This window comes from Pigmentiphaga kullae (genome assembly GCF_004216695.1).
Lineage (GTDB): Bacteria > Pseudomonadota > Gammaproteobacteria > Burkholderiales > Burkholderiaceae_B > Pigmentiphaga > Pigmentiphaga kullae.
The window spans coordinates 51,564-74,407 of sequence record NZ_SGXC01000003.1 but is presented as its reverse complement, the minus strand read 5'-3'; the positions used below and the strand labels follow the sequence as shown (position 1 = coordinate 74,407).

General features: G+C 69.8%; 17 protein-coding genes. 10 read left to right on the top strand and 7 right to left on the bottom strand.

All coding sequences use genetic code 11. From position 1 onward, the window contains the following. Positions 1-59: 59 nt before the first annotated feature. Together EV675_RS23175 and EV675_RS23170 are read right to left on the bottom strand one after the other, a co-directional pair. A complete protein-coding gene (locus tag EV675_RS23175; RefSeq protein WP_278044778.1) occupies positions 60-1,436 on the bottom strand; it encodes a sigma-54-dependent transcriptional regulator in 1,377 nt (458 codons plus the stop codon). Then, positions 1,433-3,301: a sensor histidine kinase gene (locus EV675_RS23170; RefSeq protein ID WP_130360431.1), complete on the bottom strand. Its 1,869-nt coding sequence runs from the start codon at positions 3,299-3,301 to the stop codon at positions 1,433-1,435. The genes EV675_RS23175 and EV675_RS23170 overlap by 4 nt, the downstream gene beginning before the upstream one ends. A gap of 274 nt (positions 3,302-3,575) precedes the next feature. Between EV675_RS23170 and EV675_RS23165 the strand changes: the two genes are divergently transcribed. Beyond that, positions 3,576-4,925 (top strand): dicarboxylate/amino acid:cation symporter, encoded by a 1,350-nt coding sequence (locus EV675_RS23165; RefSeq protein WP_130360429.1) that lies wholly within the window; start codon positions 3,576-3,578, stop codon positions 4,923-4,925. Between the two features lie 263 nt (positions 4,926-5,188). Continuing rightward, complete coding sequence (locus tag EV675_RS23160; RefSeq protein ID WP_130360427.1) at positions 5,189-6,913, top strand: tannase/feruloyl esterase family alpha/beta hydrolase; 1,725 nt, start codon at positions 5,189-5,191, stop codon at positions 6,911-6,913. Between the two features lie 235 nt (positions 6,914-7,148). Here EV675_RS23160 and EV675_RS30220 read toward each other — a convergent pair whose 3' ends face one another. Both EV675_RS30220 and EV675_RS23155 read right to left on the bottom strand, forming a co-directional pair. After that, on the bottom strand, positions 7,149-7,277 hold the full coding sequence (locus EV675_RS30220) for a hypothetical protein (RefSeq protein ID WP_255465712.1): 129 nt from the start codon (positions 7,275-7,277) through the stop codon (positions 7,149-7,151). A 71-nt stretch (positions 7,278-7,348) separates the two neighbouring features. Further along, positions 7,349-7,651, bottom strand: coding sequence for a hypothetical protein (locus tag EV675_RS23155; protein WP_130360425.1), 303 nt, complete (start codon positions 7,649-7,651; stop codon positions 7,349-7,351). Positions 7,652-7,793: 142 nt separating this feature from the next. Here EV675_RS23155 and uvrA point away from each other — a divergent pair, with 142 nt between their 5' ends. Then, complete coding sequence (gene uvrA, locus EV675_RS23150; RefSeq protein ID WP_130360423.1) at positions 7,794-13,589, top strand: excinuclease ABC subunit UvrA; 5,796 nt, start codon at positions 7,794-7,796, stop codon at positions 13,587-13,589. A gap of 2 nt (positions 13,590-13,591) precedes the next feature. Then, positions 13,592-14,218 carry an aminotransferase class IV gene (locus tag EV675_RS23145; protein ID WP_130360421.1) on the top strand — a complete coding sequence of 209 codons (627 nt, stop codon included), beginning with the start codon at positions 13,592-13,594 and terminating at the stop codon, positions 14,216-14,218. Here the strand turns inward: EV675_RS23145 and EV675_RS23140 are convergent. Beyond that, entirely contained in the window at positions 14,215-15,024 is an 810-nt protein-coding gene (locus tag EV675_RS23140; protein ID WP_130360419.1) for a tRNA threonylcarbamoyladenosine dehydratase, read from the bottom strand. The genes EV675_RS23145 and EV675_RS23140 overlap by 4 nt on opposite strands. Before the next feature lie 185 nt (positions 15,025-15,209). Between EV675_RS23140 and EV675_RS23135 the strand changes: the two genes are divergently transcribed. Continuing rightward, the gene (locus EV675_RS23135) at positions 15,210-16,439 is read left to right on the top strand and encodes an MFS transporter (protein WP_242621572.1); all 1,230 of its coding nucleotides are present in this window, start codon (positions 15,210-15,212) and stop codon (positions 16,437-16,439) included. Positions 16,440-16,457: 18 nt separating this feature from the next. Here EV675_RS23135 and EV675_RS23130 read toward each other — a convergent pair whose 3' ends face one another. Then, positions 16,458-17,900, bottom strand: a complete 1,443-nt coding sequence (locus tag EV675_RS23130; protein WP_130360417.1) for an amidohydrolase family protein — start codon at positions 17,898-17,900, stop codon at positions 16,458-16,460. A 155-nt stretch (positions 17,901-18,055) separates the two neighbouring features. Here EV675_RS23130 and EV675_RS23125 point away from each other — a divergent pair, with 155 nt between their 5' ends. From EV675_RS23125 to EV675_RS23105, 5 genes are all read left to right on the top strand, one after another. After that, complete coding sequence (locus tag EV675_RS23125; protein WP_242621571.1) at positions 18,056-18,700, top strand: gamma-glutamylcyclotransferase; 645 nt, start codon at positions 18,056-18,058, stop codon at positions 18,698-18,700. A gap of 28 nt (positions 18,701-18,728) precedes the next feature. Then, positions 18,729-19,367, top strand: coding sequence for a pyridoxamine 5'-phosphate oxidase (gene pdxH, locus EV675_RS23120; protein WP_130361905.1), 639 nt, complete (start codon positions 18,729-18,731; stop codon positions 19,365-19,367). Positions 19,368-19,374: 7 nt separating this feature from the next. Beyond that, positions 19,375-20,460: a DUF72 domain-containing protein gene (locus tag EV675_RS23115; protein WP_130360415.1), complete on the top strand. Its 1,086-nt coding sequence runs from the start codon at positions 19,375-19,377 to the stop codon at positions 20,458-20,460. A 64-nt stretch (positions 20,461-20,524) separates the two neighbouring features. Beyond that, the gene (locus EV675_RS23110) at positions 20,525-21,040 is read left to right on the top strand and encodes a flavin reductase family protein (RefSeq protein WP_130361904.1); all 516 of its coding nucleotides are present in this window, start codon (positions 20,525-20,527) and stop codon (positions 21,038-21,040) included. A 23-nt stretch (positions 21,041-21,063) separates the two neighbouring features. Further along, complete coding sequence (locus EV675_RS23105; RefSeq protein WP_130360413.1) at positions 21,064-21,846, top strand: hypothetical protein; 783 nt, start codon at positions 21,064-21,066, stop codon at positions 21,844-21,846. 1 nt (position 21,847) lies between these two features. On the opposite strand, the gene EV675_RS23100 is transcribed toward EV675_RS23105, so the two are convergent. Next, a complete protein-coding gene (locus EV675_RS23100; protein ID WP_130360411.1) occupies positions 21,848-22,843 on the bottom strand; it encodes an L-threonylcarbamoyladenylate synthase in 996 nt (331 codons plus the stop codon). Position 22,844: the final 1 nt, after the last annotated feature.

Below are 22,844 nucleotides of genomic sequence, written 5' to 3'. Positions count from 1 at the left end.
TCCGCCAGCGCCGCCCCCTTGAGGGGGCCCGCGTCAGCGGGTAGGGGGTGGGCTTCCCCTCAGCGCGTAGGGGGGGTCAGATACTCACTACGGTCTATGCCGTGGCGTTGTAGCTTGTCGTAGAAAGTCTTGCGCGGAATGCCCAGGGTTTGCAGGGTGGCCTTGATGTCGCCCTGGTGGCGCGCCAGCGCTTCCCGGATCAGGTCGGCCTCGTAGCGCTCCAGGCGCTGCGGCAGGGTCGCCTCGGTCTCCGGCGCCTCGGGCGCCGTCTCCTCCACCCCCAGCACCACGCGTTCGGCATAGTGCATCAATTCCCTGACGTTGCCGGGCCAGGCGTGGGACCGCAGATGCTGGCGCACCGCCGGCGTGATCGCGGGCGGGTCGATCTTGAAGCGGGCCGCCGCGCGGGAAACGAAGTAGGAAAACAGCAGCGGGATGTCGTCGCGGCGTTCGCGCAGGGGCGGAATGCGGACGGTCACCACGTTCAGGCGATGGAACAGGTCGGCACGGAACTGGCCGCGCTGCGCCGGATCGCTCAGGTCGGTCTTGGTCGCCGCCACCACGCGCAGGTCCACCGGACGGACCTCGTTGGTGCCCAGCGGCGAGACCTCGCGCGTCTCCAGCACCCGCAGCAGCTTGATCTGCGCCGCCAGCGGCATGCTTTCGATCTCGTCCAGGAACAGCGTCCCGCCGCTGGAATGCTCGATGCGGCCGACGCGGCGGCGCTGGGCGCCGGTGAACGCGCCGGCCTCGTGGCCGAACAGCTCGCTCTCGATGACCGTGTCCGGCAAGGCGCCGCAATTGAGGCCGACGAAGGGCTGGGCATGGCGCGCGCCCCAGGCGTGCAGCGCCTGTGCCACCACTTCCTTGCCGGCGCCGGTTTCGCCCAGCACCAGGACGTCGACGTCGGCGCTGGCCAGATGGCTGAGCGTCTTGCGCAGGCGCTGCATGGCCGGCGTCTCGCCGATCAGCGGCAGGCTCTCGCCCGCGTCGCGGGCCAGCCGCTTCAGCCGCCGGTTGTCCAATACCAGGCGCCGCTTGTCCAGCGCGTTGCGGGCGCCGGTGGCCAACCGCTCGGCTGGATAGGGCTTGGCCAGGAAGTCGTAGGCGCCCTCGTGCATGGCGGCCACCGCCATCTCGACGTCGCCATGGCCCGTGATCAGGATGACGGGCAGGTCCGGATCCCGTTCGCGCAGCCGCCGGAACAACGCCAGGCCGTCGACCACCGGCATGCGCACGTCGGTCACGACGATGCCCGCGAAGTCGGCCGGCACCCGTTCCAGCGCCTCGGCGGCCGAGGCGGCGGTCTCGACCCGGAAGCCGGCCAGCTCCAGGGTCTGCTGGTTGGACTCCCGCATGGCGGGATCGTCGTCGACGAACAGCACGCGGTCGACGGCGTCGGAGGACGCCGGATCGATGGGAAAGGAAGCGTTCACGAAACGGCCTCGGGAAGACGGATGGTGAAACACGCCCCGCGCCCGGGTCCGGTCTGCACGGACAACGTGCCGCCGAAGTCGGCCACGATGTCGCGGCTGATGACCAGCCCCAGCCCCAGGCCGCGCGGCTTGGTGGTGACAAAGGGGGTGTACAGCGCCGCCATGACGCTGTCGGGCAGGCCGGGACCGTTGTCGCCGACCTCGATGGCGATCTGATCCGCCTCGCGCTCGGCCCGTATCCATATCCGTGGGCTGGGCGTCTGTTCGAGCGCCTCGATGGCGTTCTGCAGGAGGTTGACCAGCACCTGCTCCAGCCGCACGCGCTCGGCGCGCACCGCCAGGCCGCCGTCGATGCCGGCGCGCTCGAGCGCGATGCCGTGCCGGCGCATCTGGGCGCCGACCAGCGTCAGCGCGCCGTCGACCACGGCGGCCACCGGCACGGGGCCGGAGGAAGCGCCGGAGGACTTGCGGGAGAAGGTCCGCAGCTCGTCGGTGATGACGCCTATGCGCTGCGTGAGCGCGGCGATCGATGCCATGTTGCCGCGCGCCCGCTCGACGTTGCCCCGGTCCAGGTAGACGGCCGAGTTGTCGGCATAGCTGCGGATGGCCGCGACCGGCTGGTTGATCTCGTGCGCGACGCCGGCGGTGATCTGGCCCAGGAAGGCCAGCTTGTTGGCCTGTACAAGCTCTTCCTGCAGCTTGTGCAGTTCGGCTTCGGCGCGGCGCCGGTCTTCCATCTCGGCCCGCAACTGATCGTTGGCGGCACGCAGCTCGCCCGTGCGCGCCGCCACGCGCGACTCCAGCTCCTGGCGCGCGGCCGCCTGGGCAAGCACGAGGTCGTGGGCGCGGTGCCGGCGATGCAGCCAGATCCCCGCCACGAACAAGGCGCACAGCACCAGCAGCGCGGCGGCCACGCGGGCCGATGCCGCCGCGCGCGCCATGGCCTCGCGGGTCGCGCCCAGCAGATGGAACTGCCACGGCGTGCCCGGCACCGGTTCCTGCACATGCACGTACTCCTGTTCGGCCCGCCCGGACAGGCTCGCCAGCACCTGGCCCTCGCGCTCGGGAGCCGCCCGCACCGGCAGCGGCGCCAGCGGCGCGTCGCCGAACTGCAGGCTGGTCCGCAGCGCGTCCCGCTGCGTCGCCGGCAGGGTGCCGTAGGTGCGGAATCGCCAATCGTCCTGCGAAGACAGCAGCACGACGCCGTGTTCATCGGTCACGAACACCGGATCCGGGAAGCGCCGCCAGCCGGCTTCGACACCGTCGAACTCCACCTTCACCACCACTACCCCCAGCGTCCGGCCATCGCTCTCCAGTTGCCGGCTCAGGTACAGGCCCGGGTGGTTGCTGACGTTGCCGAGCGCGAAATACTCCGCCTGGCCGGCATGCGCCGCCCCCTGGAAGTAGGGCCTGAAGGCGTAGTCCGAGCCCACGAAGCTGGTGGGTTGGTTCCAATTGCTGGCGGCCACGCCCACGCCGCGCGGATCGAGCAGGTAGATGACGGCGGCGCCGGTATCCCGGCTCAGCGCCTCGAACTTGAGATTCAGCGCGCGATAGCGCGCCGGGTCGGCGGTAGTCAGCGCCGTACTGACCTCGGAGTCCTGCGCCAGCACGAACGGCAGCGAACGCTGCTTGTCGAGCTCGGCGGTCAACAGCGCGACCTTGAGCGCCGCCGCGTTGCGCGCCGCCGCCGCGACCTCCGCGTAGGCCTGCTCGCGGCCGATGCCCCCCGCCGCCCACAGCGCGGCTGCCAGCAGCGCGACGCCGATCAGGACGAAACAGGCCCACGCCCGGCCGTGGCCGGGAACCCGGAAGGACGACGGCGCGGGGTGGACGTCCGGGGTCGGCGAGGGGGTAGGAGACATGACCAGGAACGGGAAAGCGATGTGCGAATTTTCACACACGAATATTCCCGATGAGCGAAAAACCGCACAAACATCCCGGACTTGGCTTTCTCAGCGGAAAAATTATCTATTCAAATCAATAAATTACATATTCTTTACCGCCTGCTTCAGGCAGGCACGCCGATTGCATTAGCCCCATCAACGACGCTCCCCGCGAGCTCGGCAACCGTTGAAAACGAGGCCTCGCCTCCGCCATGACGCGGCAGGCAACCGGCCACTGGAAGGGGACATCCCGATGATCGACATACCCGGCACGGCGCAGGCGCCCGCGCGCAAGAAGAAGTTCTATCAGATCCTGTACGTACAGGTGCTGTTCGCCATCACGGTCGGCATCCTGCTCGGCCACTTCTACCCCCAGATCGGGGAATCGATGAAACCCCTGGGCGACGCCTTCATCAAGCTGGTGAAGATGATCATCGCGCCCGTCATCTTCCTGACGGTCACGACCGGCATCGCCGGCATGCGCGACCTGCAGAAAGTGGGCCGCGTCGTGGGCAAGGCCATGATCTATTTCCTGACCTTTTCCACGCTGGCCCTGATCATCGGCATGATCGTGGCCAACGTCGTGCATCCGGGCACCGGCCTGCACATCGATCCCGCCACGCTGGACGCGAAGGCCGTGGCCTCGTATTCGGCCAAGGCCCATGACCAGACCCTGGTCGGGTTCCTGATGAACATCATCCCGGACACGGTGGTCAGCGCCTTCGCCAGCGGCGACATTCTCCAGGTGCTGTTCTTCTCCGTGCTGTTCGGCATCTCGCTGGGCGCCGTGGGCGACAAGGGCGCGCCGGTGCTGAATTTCCTGCAATCCATCTCGTCGGCCTTCTTCAGGCTGGTCGCCATCCTGATGAAGGCCGCGCCCATCGGCGCCTTCGGGGCCATGGCCTTCACCATCGGCAAGTACGGCATCGGCTCCATCGCCAACCTGGCGCTGCTGGTCGGCACCTTCTATCTGACCTCGCTGCTGTTCGTGCTGGTCGTGCTGGGCGCCGTGGCCCGCTACAACGGCTTCTCCATCCTGAAGCTGATCCGCTACATCCGCGAGGAACTGCTGCTGGTGCTGGGCACCAGTTCGTCCGAGGCGGCCCTGCCGACGCTGATGGAGAAGATGGAACGCGCCGGCTGCTCCAAGCCCGTGGTCGGCCTGGTCATTCCCACCGGCTATTCCTTCAACCTGGACGGCACCAACATCTACATGACCCTGGCGGCCCTGTTCATCGCCCAGGCGACGGACATCCATCTGTCTCTGGTGGACCAGATCCTGTTGCTGCTGGTCGCGATGCTCAGCTCCAAGGGCGCGGCGGGCATCACCGGCGCCGGCTTCATCACCCTGGCCGCGACGCTGTCGGTCGTGCCCTCGGTCCCGGTGGCCGGCATGGCGCTGATCCTGGGCATCGACCGCTTCATGTCCGAATGCCGCGCGCTGACCAACCTGGTGGGCAACGCGGTGGCCAGCGTGGTCGTGGCCCGCTGGGAAGGCGAACTGGACAAGGATCGCCTGGACCAGGCCCTGAGCGCCGCGGGCGCCCGGCAGATCGAAGCCGACCTGGAAGGCGGCGACGCCCTGGTGGCCGCGCACCGCTGATCGATACCCTTCGCGGCCGGACCGGCCAGACCAAGAAAAAGGCATGCCCGGGCATGCCTTTTTCTTGGTCTGGCGGCCGCGCAAGACTACTTATCTTGACAAACAATAAATACCTGGACGACAAATATTTATCTAGGGTTTACACCTGATCCTGATTCTTTTTTATTTAACTATATTAACTAAATGACGATTCAATCCGTCATCCGCTGCGCCGCCGAATAAGCCAACCCACATCCCGCGCGGCCGCCCACGAGGAGACAAGCATGGATAGACGCTATCTGGCCGGCGGGGTACTCGCCGCCCTGGGGACGCTGCACGGCTGCGGCGGTTCCGACGACGCGGGGCCGTCCGTTCCGGGACCGTCCGATCCGCCCCGCCTGGCCTGCGCCGACATCACGGCGGCCGCGCTGGGGATCCCCCGGCTCGAACTGGCCGCGCCCGAAACCGTCGCCGCCGCCTCGGCGGGCAACCCCGCGCAGTCGGTTCCCGCCCACTGCCGCCTGCAAGGCCGGCTGAATGTGCGCAACAGCGACGTCGACGGCAAGGCCTACGCCATCGGCTTCGAACTGCGCATGCCCGATGCCTGGAACGGCCGCTTCTTCTTCCAGGGCGGCGGCGGCACGGACGGCGCCGTCAACCCAGCCCTGGGCGCACTGACAGGGGCGGGCGCCACCACCAACGCGCTATCCATGGGATTCGCCGTCGCCAGCACCGACGGCGGCCATACCAGCGAAAGCGAACCCATCGTCGGCGGCTCGCTGTTCGGCCTCGATCCCCAGGCCCGCGTGGACTACGGCTACAACGCGGTCGGCACCGTCACCCCGACCGCCAAGGCCATCCTCAAGCGTTTCTACGGACGCGGCGCCGACCACTCCTACTTCGTCGGCTGCTCGAACGGCGGCAGGCAGGCCATGGTGGCCGCCTCGCGCTTCGCCGACCAGTTCGATGGCATCGTCGCCGGCAACCCGGGCTTCAACCTGCCCCAGGCCGCCGTGCAGCACGCCTGGGACAACCAGGCCTTCGCCGCCGTGGCGCCGCGCACGGGTGGGGACCGGCCCATCATCAGCCAGGCGTTCTCGTCCCAGGACATGCAACTGGTGGCCGACCGGACGGTGGCCGCCTGCGATGCGCTGGACGGCGCGGCCGACGGCATGATCGACGACCCCGTGGCCTGCAAGGCCGCCTTCAAGCCCGAAGACCTGGCCTGCCCCGGCGCCAAGGCCGACACCTGCCTGAGCGCGCCGCAGGTGGATGCGCTGAAGAAGGTGTTCGGCGGCCCGAAAAACGGCAAGGGCGAGGCCCTGTACGCCGACTGGCCCTACGACGCCGGCGTGGCGACCATGGGCTGGCGCTTCTGGAAACTGGGCACCTCGACCACCGAGGTCCCCAACTCGCTGATCGCCACCCTGGGCGGCGGCTCCCTGCCCTATGTCTTCACCACGCCGCCCACCCAGGTGCGCGGCACCGGCACGCAGGTCATCGACTACCTGCTCGGCTTCGACTTCGACACCGACGCGCCCAGGATCTTCGCGACCACGCCGGTCTACACCGAGTCGCCGATGAGCTTCATGACGCCGCCCGACCCGACCGACCTGGGTACCCTGAAGGCCCGGGGCGGCAAGATGATCGTCTACCACGGCAACAGCGATCCGGTGTTCTCGGTGAACGACACCATCGCCTGGTACCAGGGCCTGCGCCGCGCCCACGCCGATGCCGCGGACTTCGCCCGGCTGTTCACGATCCCCGGCATGAACCACTGCAGCGGCGGCCCCGCCACCGACAAGTTCGACATGGTGACGGCCATCGTGGACTGGGTCGAAAAGGGCGTCGCCCCCGCCTCGATCCCGGCCGCCGCCCGCGCCGGCTCCGACGCCCCCTGGCCCGCCCGCACCCGCCCGCTGTGCCCCTACCCCCAACAGGCCCGCTACACCGGCAGCGGCTCGCTGGAAGACGCCAAGAACTTCCGCTGCGTCACGCCGGCCTCCTGAGCCATATCCCGCCCTCCCAAGGGGTGGGACAAAAAAAAGCCCCCACACAAGTGGAGGCTTTCAGACCATGGGCACAGTGGATCCGGCTCCGCCGGTCCACCAGTGCCGCCCCGGGGACCCGGCGCCGGGCCGCCCCAAGGCGGGTCCCCGCCCCCTCGGGGGGCTGCCGCGTAGCGGCTGGGGGCTCACCATGCCGGGCGCGCGTAAGCGCGTAGGGGGGGGCTAAACTAAACCATCACGCCCGCTTAACTTTCTCGAGCATCTTGAAAATGCCCTTCGGCGCCCCAACAAAAAGACGCTTGAAGGCCTTGCCCAGGCAACGGCGCTCAAGCGTGTTGCGGCGAGTACGTTTCTTTTCCGCCATGTCGATCTCCAGTCATTGAATCCGGCTAACCCGCTATTCTAGCGGATTTTCTGGCGTTTCCGTCAAGCTGCTCAATGCTGGGAAGCGCCTCCGGCGACGCCGCCGACGACTTCCGTTGTTTTCTGCTCGGCCTTGCCCAGCACCCGCCCCAGCGCCTTTTCGGTCTGATGGGAAACGACCCGCCAGGTATGGCCGACTTCGGGAATGGTGTGGACGGCGATGGTGCCGGCAGTCAGGGCAAGCGCGATGGCGACCAGCACCGCCACGCGCAGGCTGCGGGGCGGGGGCGGGACGTCGCCGAGCGTGGGCGGGGGGATGTACACCCCGGCTTCGGCGCCCAACAGATCGACAGAGGAGGATTTGCGCTTGCTCATAGGCAATATCGTAACCCGGCCGCCCTTTTATCGCCGTACCTTCCTGTTACGCAATCTTGTCAAACGTTGCGATTTTCGCAGCATCTCCTAAACGGCTACGATTGAAGGATCGCCGGCCTCCTTCCGGCACGTGAACCGAACGATGTCCTCCGCCCCCATCTCCCCCGATTCTCCCCAGGAAACCGCAGCCGAACCCGAGATCCGGGTGGTCGGCGCGCGCCAGAACAACCTGAAGAACCTGAGCCTGACCATCCCCACCAACGAGCTCGTGGTGGTGACCGGCGTGTCCGGCTCGGGCAAGAGTTCGCTGGTCTTCGACACGCTGTACGCCGAAGGCCAGCGCCGCTACGTCGAGACCTTCTCGCCGTATGCTCGCCAGTTCCTGGATCGCATGGACAAGCCCCAGGTCGACCGCATCGAGGGCATCCCGCCCGCCATCGCGATCGACCAGACCAATCCGGTGCGCACCTCGCGCAGCACGGTCGGCACCATGACCGAGCTGAACGACCACCTGAAGCTGCTGTACGCGCGGGCCGGCCGGCTGTTCTGCCGCCAGTGCGCGCGGCCGGTGCAGAAAGACACGCCCGACTCCATCCACGCCTCGCTGGCGCGCCGCTCGGCCGAGGCCGGCGACCCGCGCCTGGTCGTGACCTTCCCGGTCCAGGTGCCGGCCAACTACAGCGAGGACGAGATCCGCGGCTTCCTGGAACGCCAGGGCTACACGCGGGTGCACGCCAAGCGCAAGGTCGGCAGCGGCAAGAACGCCGTGCAGTTGCTGGACGTGGTGCAGGACCGCTTCCGCTTCGGCAACGCCGAGCGGGCACGCGTGATGGAGGCGCTGGACGCCGGGCTGCGGCTCGGTGCCGGGCGGGTGGACGTGCGCGTGGTGGACGAGGAAGGCAAGGAAACCGCGCTGTGGAAGTTCAGCGACGAAATCCATTGCGCCGACTGCGACATCGCCTACTCCACCCCCACGCCCAGCTCGTTCTCGTTCAACTCGCCGCTGGGCGCCTGCGAGGCCTGCCGCGGTTTCGGCCGGGTGATAGGCGTGGACTACGGCCTGATCATCCCCGACGAGAGCAAGACCCTGCGCGGCGGCGCCGTGCGGCCCTGGCAGACGGCCAGCTACAAGGAATGCCAGGACGACCTGGTGAAGTACGCGGCCCGTGCGGGGATCCCGCTGGACGTGCCCTGGCGCAAGCTGACCGACGCCCAGCGCGAGTGGGTGCTGCAGGGCACGCCCGACTGGAAGGGCGGCAACGACGCCTGGAAGCACCAGTGGTATGGCGTGAAGCGCTTCTTCGACTGGCTGGAGACCAAGGCCTACAAGATGCACATCCGCGTGCTGCTGTCGAAGTACCGCGCGTACACGCCGTGCACGGCCTGCAACGGCGCCCGCCTCAAGCCCGATTCGCTGCTGTGGCGGGTGGGCACCAAGGCCGAGGCCGACCAGGTGCTGCCCGAGTCGGACGGCCGCTACGCCCGCTTCCGGCCGGTGAACGTGTCCTGGAGCAACGCCACCCTGACGGCCCTGCCCGGCCTGTCCATCCACGACCTCATGCTGCTGCCCATCGAGCGCGTGCGCGCGTTCTGCGACGCCCTGCACTTCGAGGGCGTGATGGATGCCGCCACCGAGCTGCTGCTGCAGGAAGTGCGCGCGCGGCTGAAGTTCCTGTGCGACGTGGGCCTGGGCTACCTGACGCTGGACCGCCAGAGCCGCACCCTGTCGGGCGGCGAGGTGCAGCGGATCAACCTGACCACCGCCCTGGGAACGTCCCTGGTCAATACCCTGTTCGTGCTGGACGAGCCGTCCATCGGCCTGCACCCGCGCGACATGAACCGCATCGTCGAGGTCATGCACCGGCTGCGCGACGCCGGCAACTCGCTGGTGGTGGTGGAACACGATCCCCAGGTCATGCTGGCGGCCGACCGCGTCATCGACATCGGCCCGGGGCCGGGCGAACGCGGCGGCCACATCGTCTTCAACGGCTCGCCGGCGCAATTGCGCAAGGCGCAGACGCTGACCGGCGACTACCTGTCGGGCCGGCGCCACGTCGCCGCGCCGCGCCCCATGCCGGTCAACGCCAACACGCCCCGCCTGATCGTCGAGGGCGCGCGCGAGCACAACCTGAAGAACGTCACGGTGGAGTTCCCGCTGGGACGCCTGGTGTGCGTGACCGGCGTGTCGGGATCGGGCAAGTCGACGCTGATCCAGGACGTGCTCTACCCCGCCCTGCTCAAGCTCAAGGGCAAGCCCACCGAGGCCGCCGGCGCGCACGACCGCATCCTGGGCGATGACTGGATCGCCGAGGTGGTCATGGTCGACCAGTCCCCCATCGGCAAGACGGCCCGCTCCAACCCGGCCAGCTACGTGGGCGCGTTCGACGGCGTGCGCAAGCTGTTCGCCCAGGCTCGGCTGTCCAAGGAACGCGACTACACCGCCGGCATGTTCAGCTTCAATGCGGGCGACGGCCGCTGCCCGACCTGCGGCGGCACCGGTTTCGAGCACGTCGAGATGCAGTTCCTGTCCGACGTGTATCTGCGCTGCCCCGACTGCGACGGCACCCGCTTCCGGCCCGAGATCCGCGAAGTCACCATCGAGCGCAAGGGTCGGGCGGCCTCGATCTCCGACGTGCTGGAAATGACCGTGACCGAGGCCCTGGATTTCTTCGAGGGCGAGCGCGACATCCAGTACGGCCTGGCGCCGCTGGCCGACGTCGGCCTGGAATACGTGCGCCTGGGCCAGCCCGTGCCGACCCTGTCAGGCGGCGAGGCGCAGCGCCTGAAGCTGGCCGGCCACCTGGCCGAGGCGGCGCGCTCGGGCATCTCGACCATAGGCGCCAAGCTGTCGAAGAAGGGCAGCCTGTTCCTGTTCGACGAGCCCACCACCGGCCTGCACTTCGACGACATCTCGCGCCTGATGGGCGCCTTCCGCAAGCTGCTGGCGGCCGGCCACACGCTGGTCGTGATCGAACACAACCTGGACGTGATCCGGGCCTCGGACTGGCTGATCGACCTGGGCCCGGAAGGCGGCGATGCCGGCGGGGAAATCCTGGCCACCGGCACGCCGCAGGCCATCATGGACCACCCGGCCTCGCACACCGGACGCGCGCTGCGGGAATACGAAGCCGAGATCGGCAGCCTGGCCGACGCCCAGGCCGCGGCCGCCGCACCGGCAAGCACCGTGGCCGAGCGCTTCGAGCCCTATGTGGTCGCGCGCAACGACGAACCCGACGGCGTGCCGCTGCAGAACCTGCTGTCCCGGCGCCGCCACGCCGCGCGCGCGATCGAGATCAAGAACGCGCGCGAGCACAACCTGAAGAACGTCGACGTCGAGATCCCGCGCAACACCTTCACGGTCATCACCGGCGTATCGGGCTCGGGCAAGTCGACGCTGGCCTTCGACATCCTGTTCAACGAAGGGCAGCGCCGCTACCTGGAGTCGCTGAACGCCTACGCGCGCTCCATCGTCCAGCCCGCGGGCAAGCCGGACGTGGACGCCATCTTCGGCATTCCGCCCACCGTGGCGATCGAGCAGCGCACCAGCCGCGGCGGCCGCAAGTCGACCGTGGCCACGATGACCGAGACCCACCACTTCATGCGCCTCTTGTACATGAAGCTGGGCACCCAGTACTGCCCCAATTGCGACATCCCGGTCGAGCCGCAGACCTTCGACCTGATCGTCAGCCGCATCATGCGCGAGCTCAAGGGCCAGCACATCGGCGTGCTGGCGCCGCTGGTCAGCGCGCGCAAGGGTTATTACACCGACCTGGCCAAGTGGGCGTCGAACAAGGGCTACACCCACCTGCGGGTGGATGGCGCGTTCATCCCGACCGCCAAGTGGCCGCGGCTGGACCGTTTCAAGGAACACGACATCGACCTGCCGGTGGCCGACCTCATCGTCGACCCGGCCAACGAGGCGGCGCTGCGAGCCGCCGTGCACGAGGCGCTGGAGCACGGCCACGGCGTGATGAGCGTGGCCTGGCCGCTGCAGAAGCTGCGCGCGGCGATGGCCAGCGGCGCCGAGGCGCCGGCGCCCGACCTGGAACAACGCGTGTTCTCGGTCAAGCGCGCCTGCCCCTCGTGCGGCCTGAGCTTCCCGGAGCCCGATCCGCGCATGTTCTCGTACAACTCCAAGCACGGCTGGTGCCCGTCCTGCTTCGGCACGGGCCTGAAGCTGCAAGGCTTCGACGCCGAGCAGACCGGCGAGGAAACGGCCTGGAACGCCTGGTACGAAGGCGAGGCGCAGCCCTGCGGCGACTGCCACGGCCAGCGCCTGAACCGCAACGCGCTGGCGGTGCGCTGGCGCGACCGCTCCATCGCGCAGTTGTCGTCGCTGGCGGTGCGCGATGCCGGCGCCTTCTTCCGCGACCTGGAAACCTCGGGCCGCGAGGCCGACATCGCGCGGGACATCCTGGCCGAGCTGCGCAGCCGGCTGGAATTCCTGGAGGAAGTCGGACTGGGCTACCTGGCGCTGGACCGCGCCGCGCCCACGCTGTCCGGCGGCGAGGCCCAGCGCATCCGCCTGGCCGCGCAGCTGGGCTCCAACCTGCAGGGCGTCTGCTACGTGCTGGACGAGCCGACCATCGGCCTGCACCCGCGCGACAACCGCATCCTGCTGAACGCGCTGTCGCGGCTGGAAGGCAAGGGCAACACGCTGGTGGTGGTCGAGCACGACGAGGACACCATCCGGCGCGCCGCCCACGTGATCGACATCGGCCCGGGCGCCGGCGTGCGGGGCGGCACCGTCGTCGCCCAGGGCCGGGTGCAGGACATCATCGCCAACCCCGCGTCGCTGACGGGCAAGTACCTGGCTCATCCCCTGCAGCACCCGCTCCAGCCCCGGCGCGCGGTCAACGACGACACGCCGCGCATCGCGGTGCGCAAGGCGCGCCTGCACAACCTGCGCGACGTCGACGCCAGCTTCCCGGTCGGGCGGCTGACCGTCGTGACCGGCGTGTCGGGTTCGGGCAAGTCGACGCTGGCGCGCGACGTGCTGCTGGACAACCTGCAGCGCCGCGTGGGCAAGGACGCCACCGAACCGGGCGGCTGGACCGGCTGCGCCGGCATCGACGGCTGGAAGGGCATCGACCGCGTACTGGAAGTCGACCAGACCCCCATCGGCAAGACGCCGCGTTCCTGCCCCGCCACCTACGTCGGCTTCTGGGACACCATCCGCAAGCAGTTCGCCGACACGATGGAGGCGCGCATGCGCGGCTGGACCGCCGGGCGCTTCAGCTTCAACACCGGCGAGGGCCGCTGCCCGGTCTGCGAGGGCCAGGGCATGCGCACCATCGAGATGAACTTCCTGCCGGACGTGAAGGTGCCCTGCGACGCCTGCAACGGCGCCCGCTTCAACCGCGAGACCCTGGCCGTGCACCTGCGCGGCAAGAGCGTGGGCGAGGTGCTGGCGATGGAGATCGACGATGCCGTCGGGTACTTCGCCGCCCATCCGTCCATCCTGAACCCGCTGCAGCTGCTGCAAAGCGTGGGACTGGGCTACCTGACGCTGGGCCAGCCCTCGCCCACGCTGTCGGGCGGCGAGGCGCAGCGTATCAAGCTGGTGACCGAGCTGGCCAAGGCCAGGCTGGACGAAGGCACGATGCGCACCGGCCGCGCCTACAAGGCGCCGCACACGCTGTACGTGCTGGACGAACCGACCGTGGGTCTGTCGATGGCGGACGTGGAAAAGCTGATACGCGTACTGCACCGGCTGGTGGACGCCGGCAACACGGTGGTGGTGATCGAGCACAACCTCGACGTCATCGCCGAGGCCGACTGGCTGCTGGACATGGGCCCCGAGGGCGGCAACGAGGGCGGCCAGGTGGTCGTGCAGGGCACGCCCGAGCACGTCATGGCGCAGCGCGCGCGCTCGCATACCGGCCGGGTCCTGGCCGAGTTCATGGCGCCGCAGGAAGCGGCCGCCAAGGCGTCCTGAGCATGCGGCCGCGATTGATCGAAACCATACGGGTCGAGGACGACGGGCGCATGCCGCTGCTGCCCTGGCACCTGGAGCGGCTGGGCGCCTCGTGCTCGGAGCTGGCCTACCATTGGTCGGTGGACGCGGTGCAGCGGGCCATCGCCCGGGCGGCCGCCACGCTGCCCGAAGGCGCCGGGCACCGGATGCGCGTGCTGGTCGCTGACAACGGCGCCGTCGAGGTCCAGACCTCGGCGCTGCCGCCGCTGCCGGCCCGCCCCCGCGTGGCGCTGGCCCCCGAGCGCCTGGATTCGGGCACCGCGCTCCTGCGCCACAAGACCACGTGGCGGCCCTGGTACGAGGGCGCGGCGGCCTGGCTGGCCGGTCATCCCGACCACTTCGACCTGCTGTACCTGAACGAACGCGACGAGCTGTGCGAGGGCAGCCGCACCAACGCCTATCTGCTGCTGGACGGCCGCTGGGTCACGCCGCCGGTGTCCTGCGGCTTGCTGCCCGGCGTGCAGCGCGCGGCGCTGCTGGACGAGGAAAAGGTCGAGGAGGCCCTCGTGACGCGCGCCGACCTGGGCCGCGCGCAGGGGCTGCGGCTGTCCAACGCCCTGCGCGGCTGGTTCGACGTGGTCCTGGACTAGCGCTCCGCCGGAAACACCAGCCGCAGCACCTCATGCGCCGCCGCCAGCCCCATGGCGGCGGTCACCGTGACCGCCGACCCATAGCCCGCGCAGGACAGGCCCTGCGGCGCCCCGGCCGGTGCGTCCACGTCCTCGGTCCAGGCCGCCGGCAACCGGGCGGGCTGGTCCACCCACAGGGCGCGTACTTTCATCTTCGGCACCCGGCGCGCCGGCTTGCCCGCGGCGGTCGATGCCTTGGGATAACCGTGCTGGCGCCGCAACTGGTTGCGGATCTTGGCCAGCAGCGCGTCGTTGACGGCTTCCGACAGATCGCCCGCGCGCAGCGCCAGCGGGTCCGTCTTGCCGCCCGCCCCGCCGCACACCACCAGCGGCGCGCCGCTGCGCCGGGCATGCAGGATCATCGCGATCTTGGCCGACACCTGGTCGGTGCAGTCCAGCACCACGCTGCCCTCGTCCGCCAGCAGCCGCGCGGCATTGCCGGGTTCGAGGAAATCGTCGACCAGCTTCAGCGCGCACCGCGGGGAGATGTCGCGGATGCGGTCGGCCATGGCCTCGACCTTGGATTGCCCCAGCGTGCGGCCCAGCGCGTGGACCTGGCGGTTGATGTTGGATTCGGCGATGTGGTCCAGGTCGATCAGCGTCAGCGTGCCGATGCCGCTGCGGGCCAGCGCCTCGGCCGCCCACGAGCCCACTCCGCCCAAGCCCACCACGGTGGCGCGCGCGGCACGCAGCGCATCCAGGGCGCCCGCCCCGTACAGGCGGTCCAGCCCGCCGAAGCGGCGTTCGGTGTCGAGGTCGCAGCTCATGCCGGGAACTCCGTGTGGGAAAGACGAGAAGACATGGAAACAGCCTGCCGGCGGCCGGAACGAAGACGGCTCCGATGTTAGCAGCCCGCCGGGCTGCCCTCTTCCCGAGCCCCGGGGGTAGAATGGACCCCGACACAAGAAACCGCCGCGAGACCACGGCGCCTTTTTCCCCGTTTCTCCCCACCTTGCCAGCACCCACGTCGCGCCAGGACGTCCCCGCCCCCGAGCCGCAAGCCGCGCCGCTCGACGAGCGCGGTGTCGTCGTCTTCTGCACGCTGGCGATCCTGAGCCACATGGCGCTGACCGGCGGACGGGTGACCGTCTCGCTGGGCGCGCTGGCGCAGGGCGCCTCCAGTTTCACCGTGGGCGTGCTGATGGCGCTGTTCGCGCTGGTGCCCATGCTGCTGTCGGTCCACACCGGCCGCTGGGTCGACCACATCGGCGCGCGGCGGCCGCTGCGCATAGGCGTGGGCCTGCTGATCGTGGGCAGCCTGCTGCCCTTCGTCGTGCCCCGGACCCAGGTGCTGTTCCTGTCCAGCTGCCTGACCGGCATAGGCTGCATGGTGTGCCAGATCGCGGTGCAGAACGTCATGGGCATCCATGCCACACCCGACCGGCGCATCCTGAATTTCTCGCGGCTGTCCCTGTCGCTGTCGATCTCGGGCTTCGGCGGCCCGCTGGTGGCCGGGTTGTCCATCGACCACCTGGGCGTGCGCTGGGCCTTCGGCGTGCTGCTGCTGTGCCAGCTGGGGGCGCTGGGCCTGCTGCTGCGCCAGCAGCACCGGCTGCCGCGCGCGGCCGGCAACACCCGGCCCGCCTCGCGCGAACAGGTCAGCGACCTGCTGGCCAGCCCCACGCTGCGCCGCGTGCTGGTCGCCACCGCCCTGCTGTCGGGCGCCTGGGACCTGAACTCCTTCATGGTGCCCATCTTCGGCGCTTCGATCGGCCTGTCGGCCACGACCATAGGCGTCATCCTGTCGGCCTTCGCCGTGGCCACCTTCGTCATCCGCATGCTGCTGCCGTGGATACAGCGGCGCCTGGCGCCCTGGACCCTGCTGCGCACCGCCATGTTCACCGCCAGCGCGGTCTACGTGCTGTATCCGTTCTTCCGCGACGTCCCCATCCTGATCATGCTGGCCTTCCTGCTGGGCCTGGCGCTGGGCAGCGGCCAGCCCAGCCTGCTGGCGCTGCTGCACGCGCACGCGCCGCCCGGCCGCGCCGCCGAGGCGCTGGGCCTGCGCATGGCGACCATCAACGGCGGCCAGTTCGTGCTGCCGCTGGCCTTCGGCAGCCTGAGCGCGCTGGCCGGGCTGGGCCTGCCCTTCTGGACCGTGGCCGCCTGCCTGCTGGCGGGCGGCATCTTCAACCGCTCGCCCAAGCGGCCCGTGGCCACGCGGCGCGGCGAGGCCAACTAAGGCCCCTGCGGCCCGCTTCTACGCTTGCTGCGCCCGCTGCACCATGCGCAGGGCGCGCAGGCGCAACTCGCGTGCCGCCGGCTCGATCCCGGGATCCAGCATGCGGCCGCCCGCCTTCACCACGCGGCCGTCCACGATGACCGTATCGATGTCGGCGGGCGTCGCCTGCAACACCAGCGTGCCGACCGGGTCCAGCATGGGGGCGGTCGCAACGCTGTCGCTGCGTATCAGCAGCAGGTCGGCCCGCTTGCCCGGGGTGATGGAGCCCGTCACGTCCCCCAGCCCCAATGCCTTGGCGCCGCCGGCCGTCGCAAGATCCAGCATGTCGCGCGCCGAGACGGCCTTGGCGGCCGGCGCCTTGCCTGTCCGGGCGAACGACTCCGCGTTCAGGCGCGCGATCTCGGCGGCCAGCGCGGTGCGCATCTGCGTCATCATGCCGCCGCCGAAGGCCGACGGGATATCGGTTCCCAGGCTGACGGGCACATGGGCGCGCGCGGCCTTCCAGATCGCCGGATGCCCGTGGCCGCAATGCAGCTCGGCCTCGGGCGTGCTGACCAGGCAGGCGCCCCGGTCGGCCGCCAGCCGGAACTCGTCGGCATCCAGATCGTTGGCATGCACCAGTTGCAGCCGGCCGTCCAGGAGGCCCTGCTGCGCCAGCGTGCCGATCAGGCCCTTCTTGCGCAGCGCATAGATGGGCGCCGCACAGTGGAAGGAAGTCAGGACCTGCAGGTCGCGCAGCATGCGCATGTCGGCAAAGGCGGGCTCCAGCGGCATGAAGTCGGGTCCGGGCAGACAGGCGCCCAGCGTCACGCGCCCGTGGTCGGACGACAGCCGCCCGACGCGCAGGGCACGCGCGTGGTCCAGCATCCGGCGCAGCGGCGCATCCGAGCCCTGCGGCGTGCGGGCGGCGATCGTATAGGCGAAGATGGCCCGCACGCCGGAGTCCAGCAGGCCGTCCACCGCCGCTTCCGCGTGCTCGGGCGTCATGGCCTCGCGGTTCCAGTCCATCAGCGTGGTGGTACCCAGCGACATCTGCTCCAGCGCGCCGACGTACTCCGCCAGCCGCACGTCGTCCGGGCCCATGCGATTGGAATACTTCAGCACCAGGGTGCTGTAGTAGTCCGCGAAGGTGTGCTCCGTGGACACGCCGCGCTGCATGGTCTGGGCCAGGTGGATATGGCCGTTCACGAATCCGGGCGACACGATCATGCCGGTGCCGTCGATGACCGCTGCGCCCGCCGGCGCGGACAGATTGCGGCCGACCTCGGCAATGCGGCCATCCACGACCAGGACGTCGGCCATCGGCATGTCGCCAAGGCGGGCATCCATGGAAACGACGTACCCGCCGCGCACCAGGAAATCGCGGCGGACGGGGCGATCCACCGCAGCGGCCGACGCCGCCCAACCCGGCCAGACGGTGGCCGCGCCCGCGGCGGCCTTCATGAAGCTTCTGCGTTCCATCCCCTCTCCTTTTATCGATACGAACTTCTTGCAATCGATAGCATTTATAATGCTATCGATTGCAAGTGAAATCCTATCGTTTCCCCCAGCCCCGTTTCCGGCCCGGCGCGGGCCGGCCCTAAAATGAAGGTATCTGCCGCTTTTCCGAACGCCGCGTGTCCCCCGATACGTTTCCCCCCGAATACCACCCGCTGCTGCTTACCGAAGCCCAGCGCCAGGCCTCGATCGACGCGGCCCTGAGCGCCTGGCGGCCGCGCGACGACGTCTGGCTGTACGCCTACGGCTCGCTCATCTGGAATGCCGGCTTCCCCTTGCAGGAACGGCGCCAGGCGGTCGTGCGCGGCTACCATCGTTCGCTGTGCCTGTGGTCGCGCATCAATCGCGGCACGCTGTCCGCGCCGGGACTGGTGTTCGGCCTGAACCGCGGCGGCAGTTGCCGGGGCTTCGCGCTGCGCATCGCCGCCGCCGACGTCCGGCCCGTCTTCGCCGCCTTGTGGGAACGCGAGATGATGATGGGCTCCTACCTGCCCCGCTGGCTGCGCTGCGAGACCGCCCAGGGCCCTGTCGACGCGCTGGCCTTCGTGATCGACCGGCGCGGCACGGGCTATGCCGGTGGATTGCAGGAAACGGAGCTGCTGGCGGCCATCCGCCAGGGCCATGGCCGCTACGGCGCCTGCGTGGACTACGTGCTGGACACCGCTCGGGCGCTGCGCACCCACGGGATACGCGACCGCGCGCTCGAACGTCTCGCGCACCGGCTGGCCGCCCCGCCCGGGGAAGGCGGCGGCAACCCGGTATAGTGAAGGCTGGAGTCCTTTCTTTCCGTCGATCATGTCCATCGCCGACATCCGCCAGAACTACCAGCAGGGCGCCTTGCTGGAAGCCGATGCACCCGCCTCGCCGTTCGAATTGTTCGGGGCCTGGTTCGGCCGCGCCGTCTCCGACCAGTTGCCCGACCCCAACGCCATGGCGCTGGCCACCGTGGACGAACGCGGCCGCCCGGCCGCGCGCACGGTGCTGCTCAAGGGCTACGACGAACGCGGCTTCGTGTTCTACACCAACTACCGTTCGCGCAAGGGGCGGGACCTGGCCCATCTGCCCTATGCCAGCCTGCTGTTCTTCTGGCCTGTGCACGAACGGCAGATCCGCATCGAGGGCCGCGTGGAACCGACCTCGGACCAGGAATCGGACACCTATTTCCACAGCCGGCCGCTGGCTTCGCGCATCGGTGCGTGGGCGTCGGACCAGAGCACCGAGATTCCCGACCGCGAGGTGCTGCGCGCGCGCGAAGCCCAGTTGCTGGCCGAACTGGGCGAGCATCCCCCGCGGCCCGCGCACTGGGGCGGATACCGCGTAGTGCCCGATGCCATCGAGTTCTGGCAGGGCCGGCCATCCCGCCTGCACGACCGCCTGGTCTATCGCGCCCTGCCCGAAGGGGGCTGGCGCATCGCGCGCCTGGCGCCGTGACCGCCGCATGATCCCGCAGGACCCGTCTCCCGATCCGGACGAGCCGGTGGACGGCGAAGACGGCGCGCAGCGTTCGTTCTTCGGCGACGCCCCCGCCCCGCAGCCGGCCAAGGCCAAGAGCCGGACCAAGACCGTTCCGGCCGCCGAGCACCCCGATACGCTGCGGCAGCTGGGCGCGGCGATGCCCGGGCAGTTGCATCTGGGCACCTCGTCGTGGGCCTTCGCCGGCTGGAACGGCATCGTCTACGGGGCCAAGGCCAGCGAATCCCTGCTGTCGCGCGAGGGCCTGCCCGCCTACTCCTCGCACCCTCTGCTCAACAGCGTCAGCCTGGACCGCACCTTCTACGCGCCCTTGAGCGCCGAGCAATACGCCCATTACGCAAACCAGGTGCCGGCGGGCTTTCGCTTCGTCGTCAAGGCGCCCAATCTGGTGACCGATGCCGTGCTGCGCGACGACCGCGGCGCGCCGGCCGGCCCCAACCCCAGTTTCCTGGATCCGGTCCTGGCCACCGACCATTTCGTCACGCCTTGCCTGGAAGGGCTGGGCGCGAAGGCGGGCCCGCTGGTGTTCCAGTTCTCGCCGCTGCCGCCCGAGATCCTGGGCGATCCCGCCGGCTGGGTGGCCCGCCTGTCGGCCTTCCTGGCCGCGCTGCCGCCGCTGCCCGCCTCGCAGGGCCATGAACGCCCCTTCTACGCGGTGGAGTTCCGCGATCCGCAGGCGGTCACGCCCCGCATGATGAAGATGCTGGCCGAGCGCGGCGTGCGCTACTGCGTGGCCATCCATGCGCGGATGCCGTCGGCGGCGCGCCAGATGCAGGCCGTGGCCGCCACCGGCCCCGGTCCGCTGGTGGTGCGCTGGAGCCTGCTGGCGGGCCAGCGCTACGAAGCGGCCAAGGCGCGTTTCTCGCCCTTCGACAAGATCCAGGTCCAGGACCCGGAAACGCGGCGGGTGCTGGCCGAGGCCGCACTGGCCGCGCATGCATCGGGCCAGCCGGCCTGGATCGTGGCCAATAACAAGGCCGAGGGCAGCGCGCCGCTGACGCTCGAGCTGCTGGCAGGGGAAATCGCGACACGCTCCGCGCCGCCCGGATAGAATGAGGGTTTACAGCAACATCAGCCACGCGACCCGCACCCGGGTGCGTCAGCGCTCCCCCTGGATGCCCGCAGCTCTTCCGGATTTCGATTCCACCGCCTTTCGCTCCGCCCTGGGCCGCTTCGCCACCGGCGTGACGGTCGTCACCGCCATGGGTGCCGACGGGCAACCGGTCGGCCTGACGGTCAGCTCATTCAATTCGGTGTCGCTGTCCCCGCCCCTGGTGCTGTGGAGCCTGTCGCTCACCTCCGGATCCCTGCCGGTGCTCGAGGCGGCCGGCCACTACGCGGTGAACGTGCTGGCGGCCGACCAGATCGACGTCGCCCGGCGCTTCGCCACGCGCGGCCATCCGGCCGAGCGCTTCGCGCACGTCACCTGGCGGCCGGGCCGCCACGGCGCCCCGCTGATCGACGGCTGCACGGCCTGGTTCGAATGCTATAACCGCAGCAGGTATCGCGAAGGCGACCACTGCATCTTCGTCGGCGAAGTCGAGCACTGCCGCCACACCGACGCCATGCCGCTGGTGTTCCATGCCGGCGGCTTCGACCTGACGCCGCAGCGGCCGCGCAAGATTCCCTGAACCCCTTACCCGCCAGGCTTTCCATGCATCGTCGCACCGTCCTCGCCCTGCTCTGCGCCCTGTCCCTGACCGCCTGCAACGGCTATTTCGGCTCGGGCGACGACGACAACGGCGGCGGCGATGGAGGCGGCGGCAACAGCGACGCGCAGGGCATCTGGACCGGCAACCTCACCAGCGACACCTTGTCGCTCAGCATGCTGGTCACGCCCAGCAACGAACTGTGGGCCATGTCCTGGAGCGAGGGCTTCAGCCAGGTCCGGCGCATGACGCGCGGCACCGGATCCCTGAACGGCAAGGCCTTCACCGGCACGGGCAAGACCTTCGGCACCGGCGACACCACGGTCGAGACGGCCAACCTGACCGGCACGGTCACCAGCGCGGCCAGCTTCGACGGCAACCTGGGCCAGAACGTGACCTTCTCGTCCAGCTTCAGCAGCCAGTACAACGACGCCTTCGACCTGGCCAACTACGCCGGCACATGGACCGGCCGCGACAGCATCAGCAGTTCGTCCGTGACGTTCACCATCCAGTCCAACGGCGATTTCTCGGCCAACTCGCAGGTCAGCGGCAGACCGGACACGTGCAGCATCAATGGCAAGCTGGCCAAGGCCTCGTCGGGCAAGAACTACGCGACCACGACCTTCTCGTTCGGCAGCGCCACGAACTGCCTGAGCCAGCACGCGGGCGCCAGCATGCAGGGCGTGGCGATACGGTTGACGGAAACGGACAAGCAGCCGCTGCTGCTGATCATGGCCACCAACAGCGGCCAGTCGGCGGGCTGGTTCGCCTACGCGCGCAAGCAGTAGATCAGGCCTGGCCCGACCCCACGGCCGCCCGTCCCAGGCGGTCGCGCACCGCCGTCCAGGCGGGCGCCGCGGGCGGTTGTTCGAACAGCAGGACATCCACTCCCTTGCCGTCCAGGTCGCGCAAGGTCGCGTACAACGCCTGCGCATAGCGCTCCGGATCGGCGGGCGCCTCCAGCCAGCAGGCCGCGCCGCCCGGGTTTTGCCGGGACCATACCCCCACCGAGCGGCCGCGCGCCGTCTCGGCCGCGACCTCATCCGCCAGCCGGCCGGCGTCCACCAGCCTGAGCGGCGTGCGCGGCGCATAGTGCGCCGACAGCGATCCCGACACGCGCGGCACCGACCGCTGCGCGTCCACCTGGGCGCGGGTCAGCACGGCGCCGCCCAGCGCCTCGGACAGCGCCAGCGCCGAGACATGGCCCGGCCGCAGCAGGATGGGAACCGGCGTGGATACGTCGACGATGGTGGATTCGATGCCGACCTCGCAGGGCCCGCCATCGAGCACCAGCGGCACCGCATCGCCGAATTCGTCGGCCACGTGGGCAGCCGTGGTCGGACTGACCCGGCCGAAGCGGTTGGCCGACGGCGCGGCCAGGCCGCCGCCGAACGCTGCCAGCAGGGCCTGGGCGGCAGGATGCGAGGGGCAGCGCAGTCCCACCGTGTCCTGCCCGCCGGTGACGGCATCCAGCACGCCGGCGGCGCGCGGCAGGATCAGCGTCAGCGGTCCGGGCCAGAACGCGTCCATCAGCCGGCGGGCGGCGTCCGGCATGCTCGCGGCCCAGCGCGACAGGTCGGCGCCGGCGGCAACGTGCACGATGACGGGATGATCGTTGGGCCGGCCTTTCGCGGCGAAGATGCGCGCGACCGCCTCGGCGTCGGAGGCGTCGGCGGCCAGGCCGTAGACCGTCTCGGTGGGCATGCCCACCAGTTGCCCGGCCCGCAGCAGCGCCACCGCCTGTGCGATGGCGTCGGGCGTGGGCGGCAGGATGCGCGCGCTCATT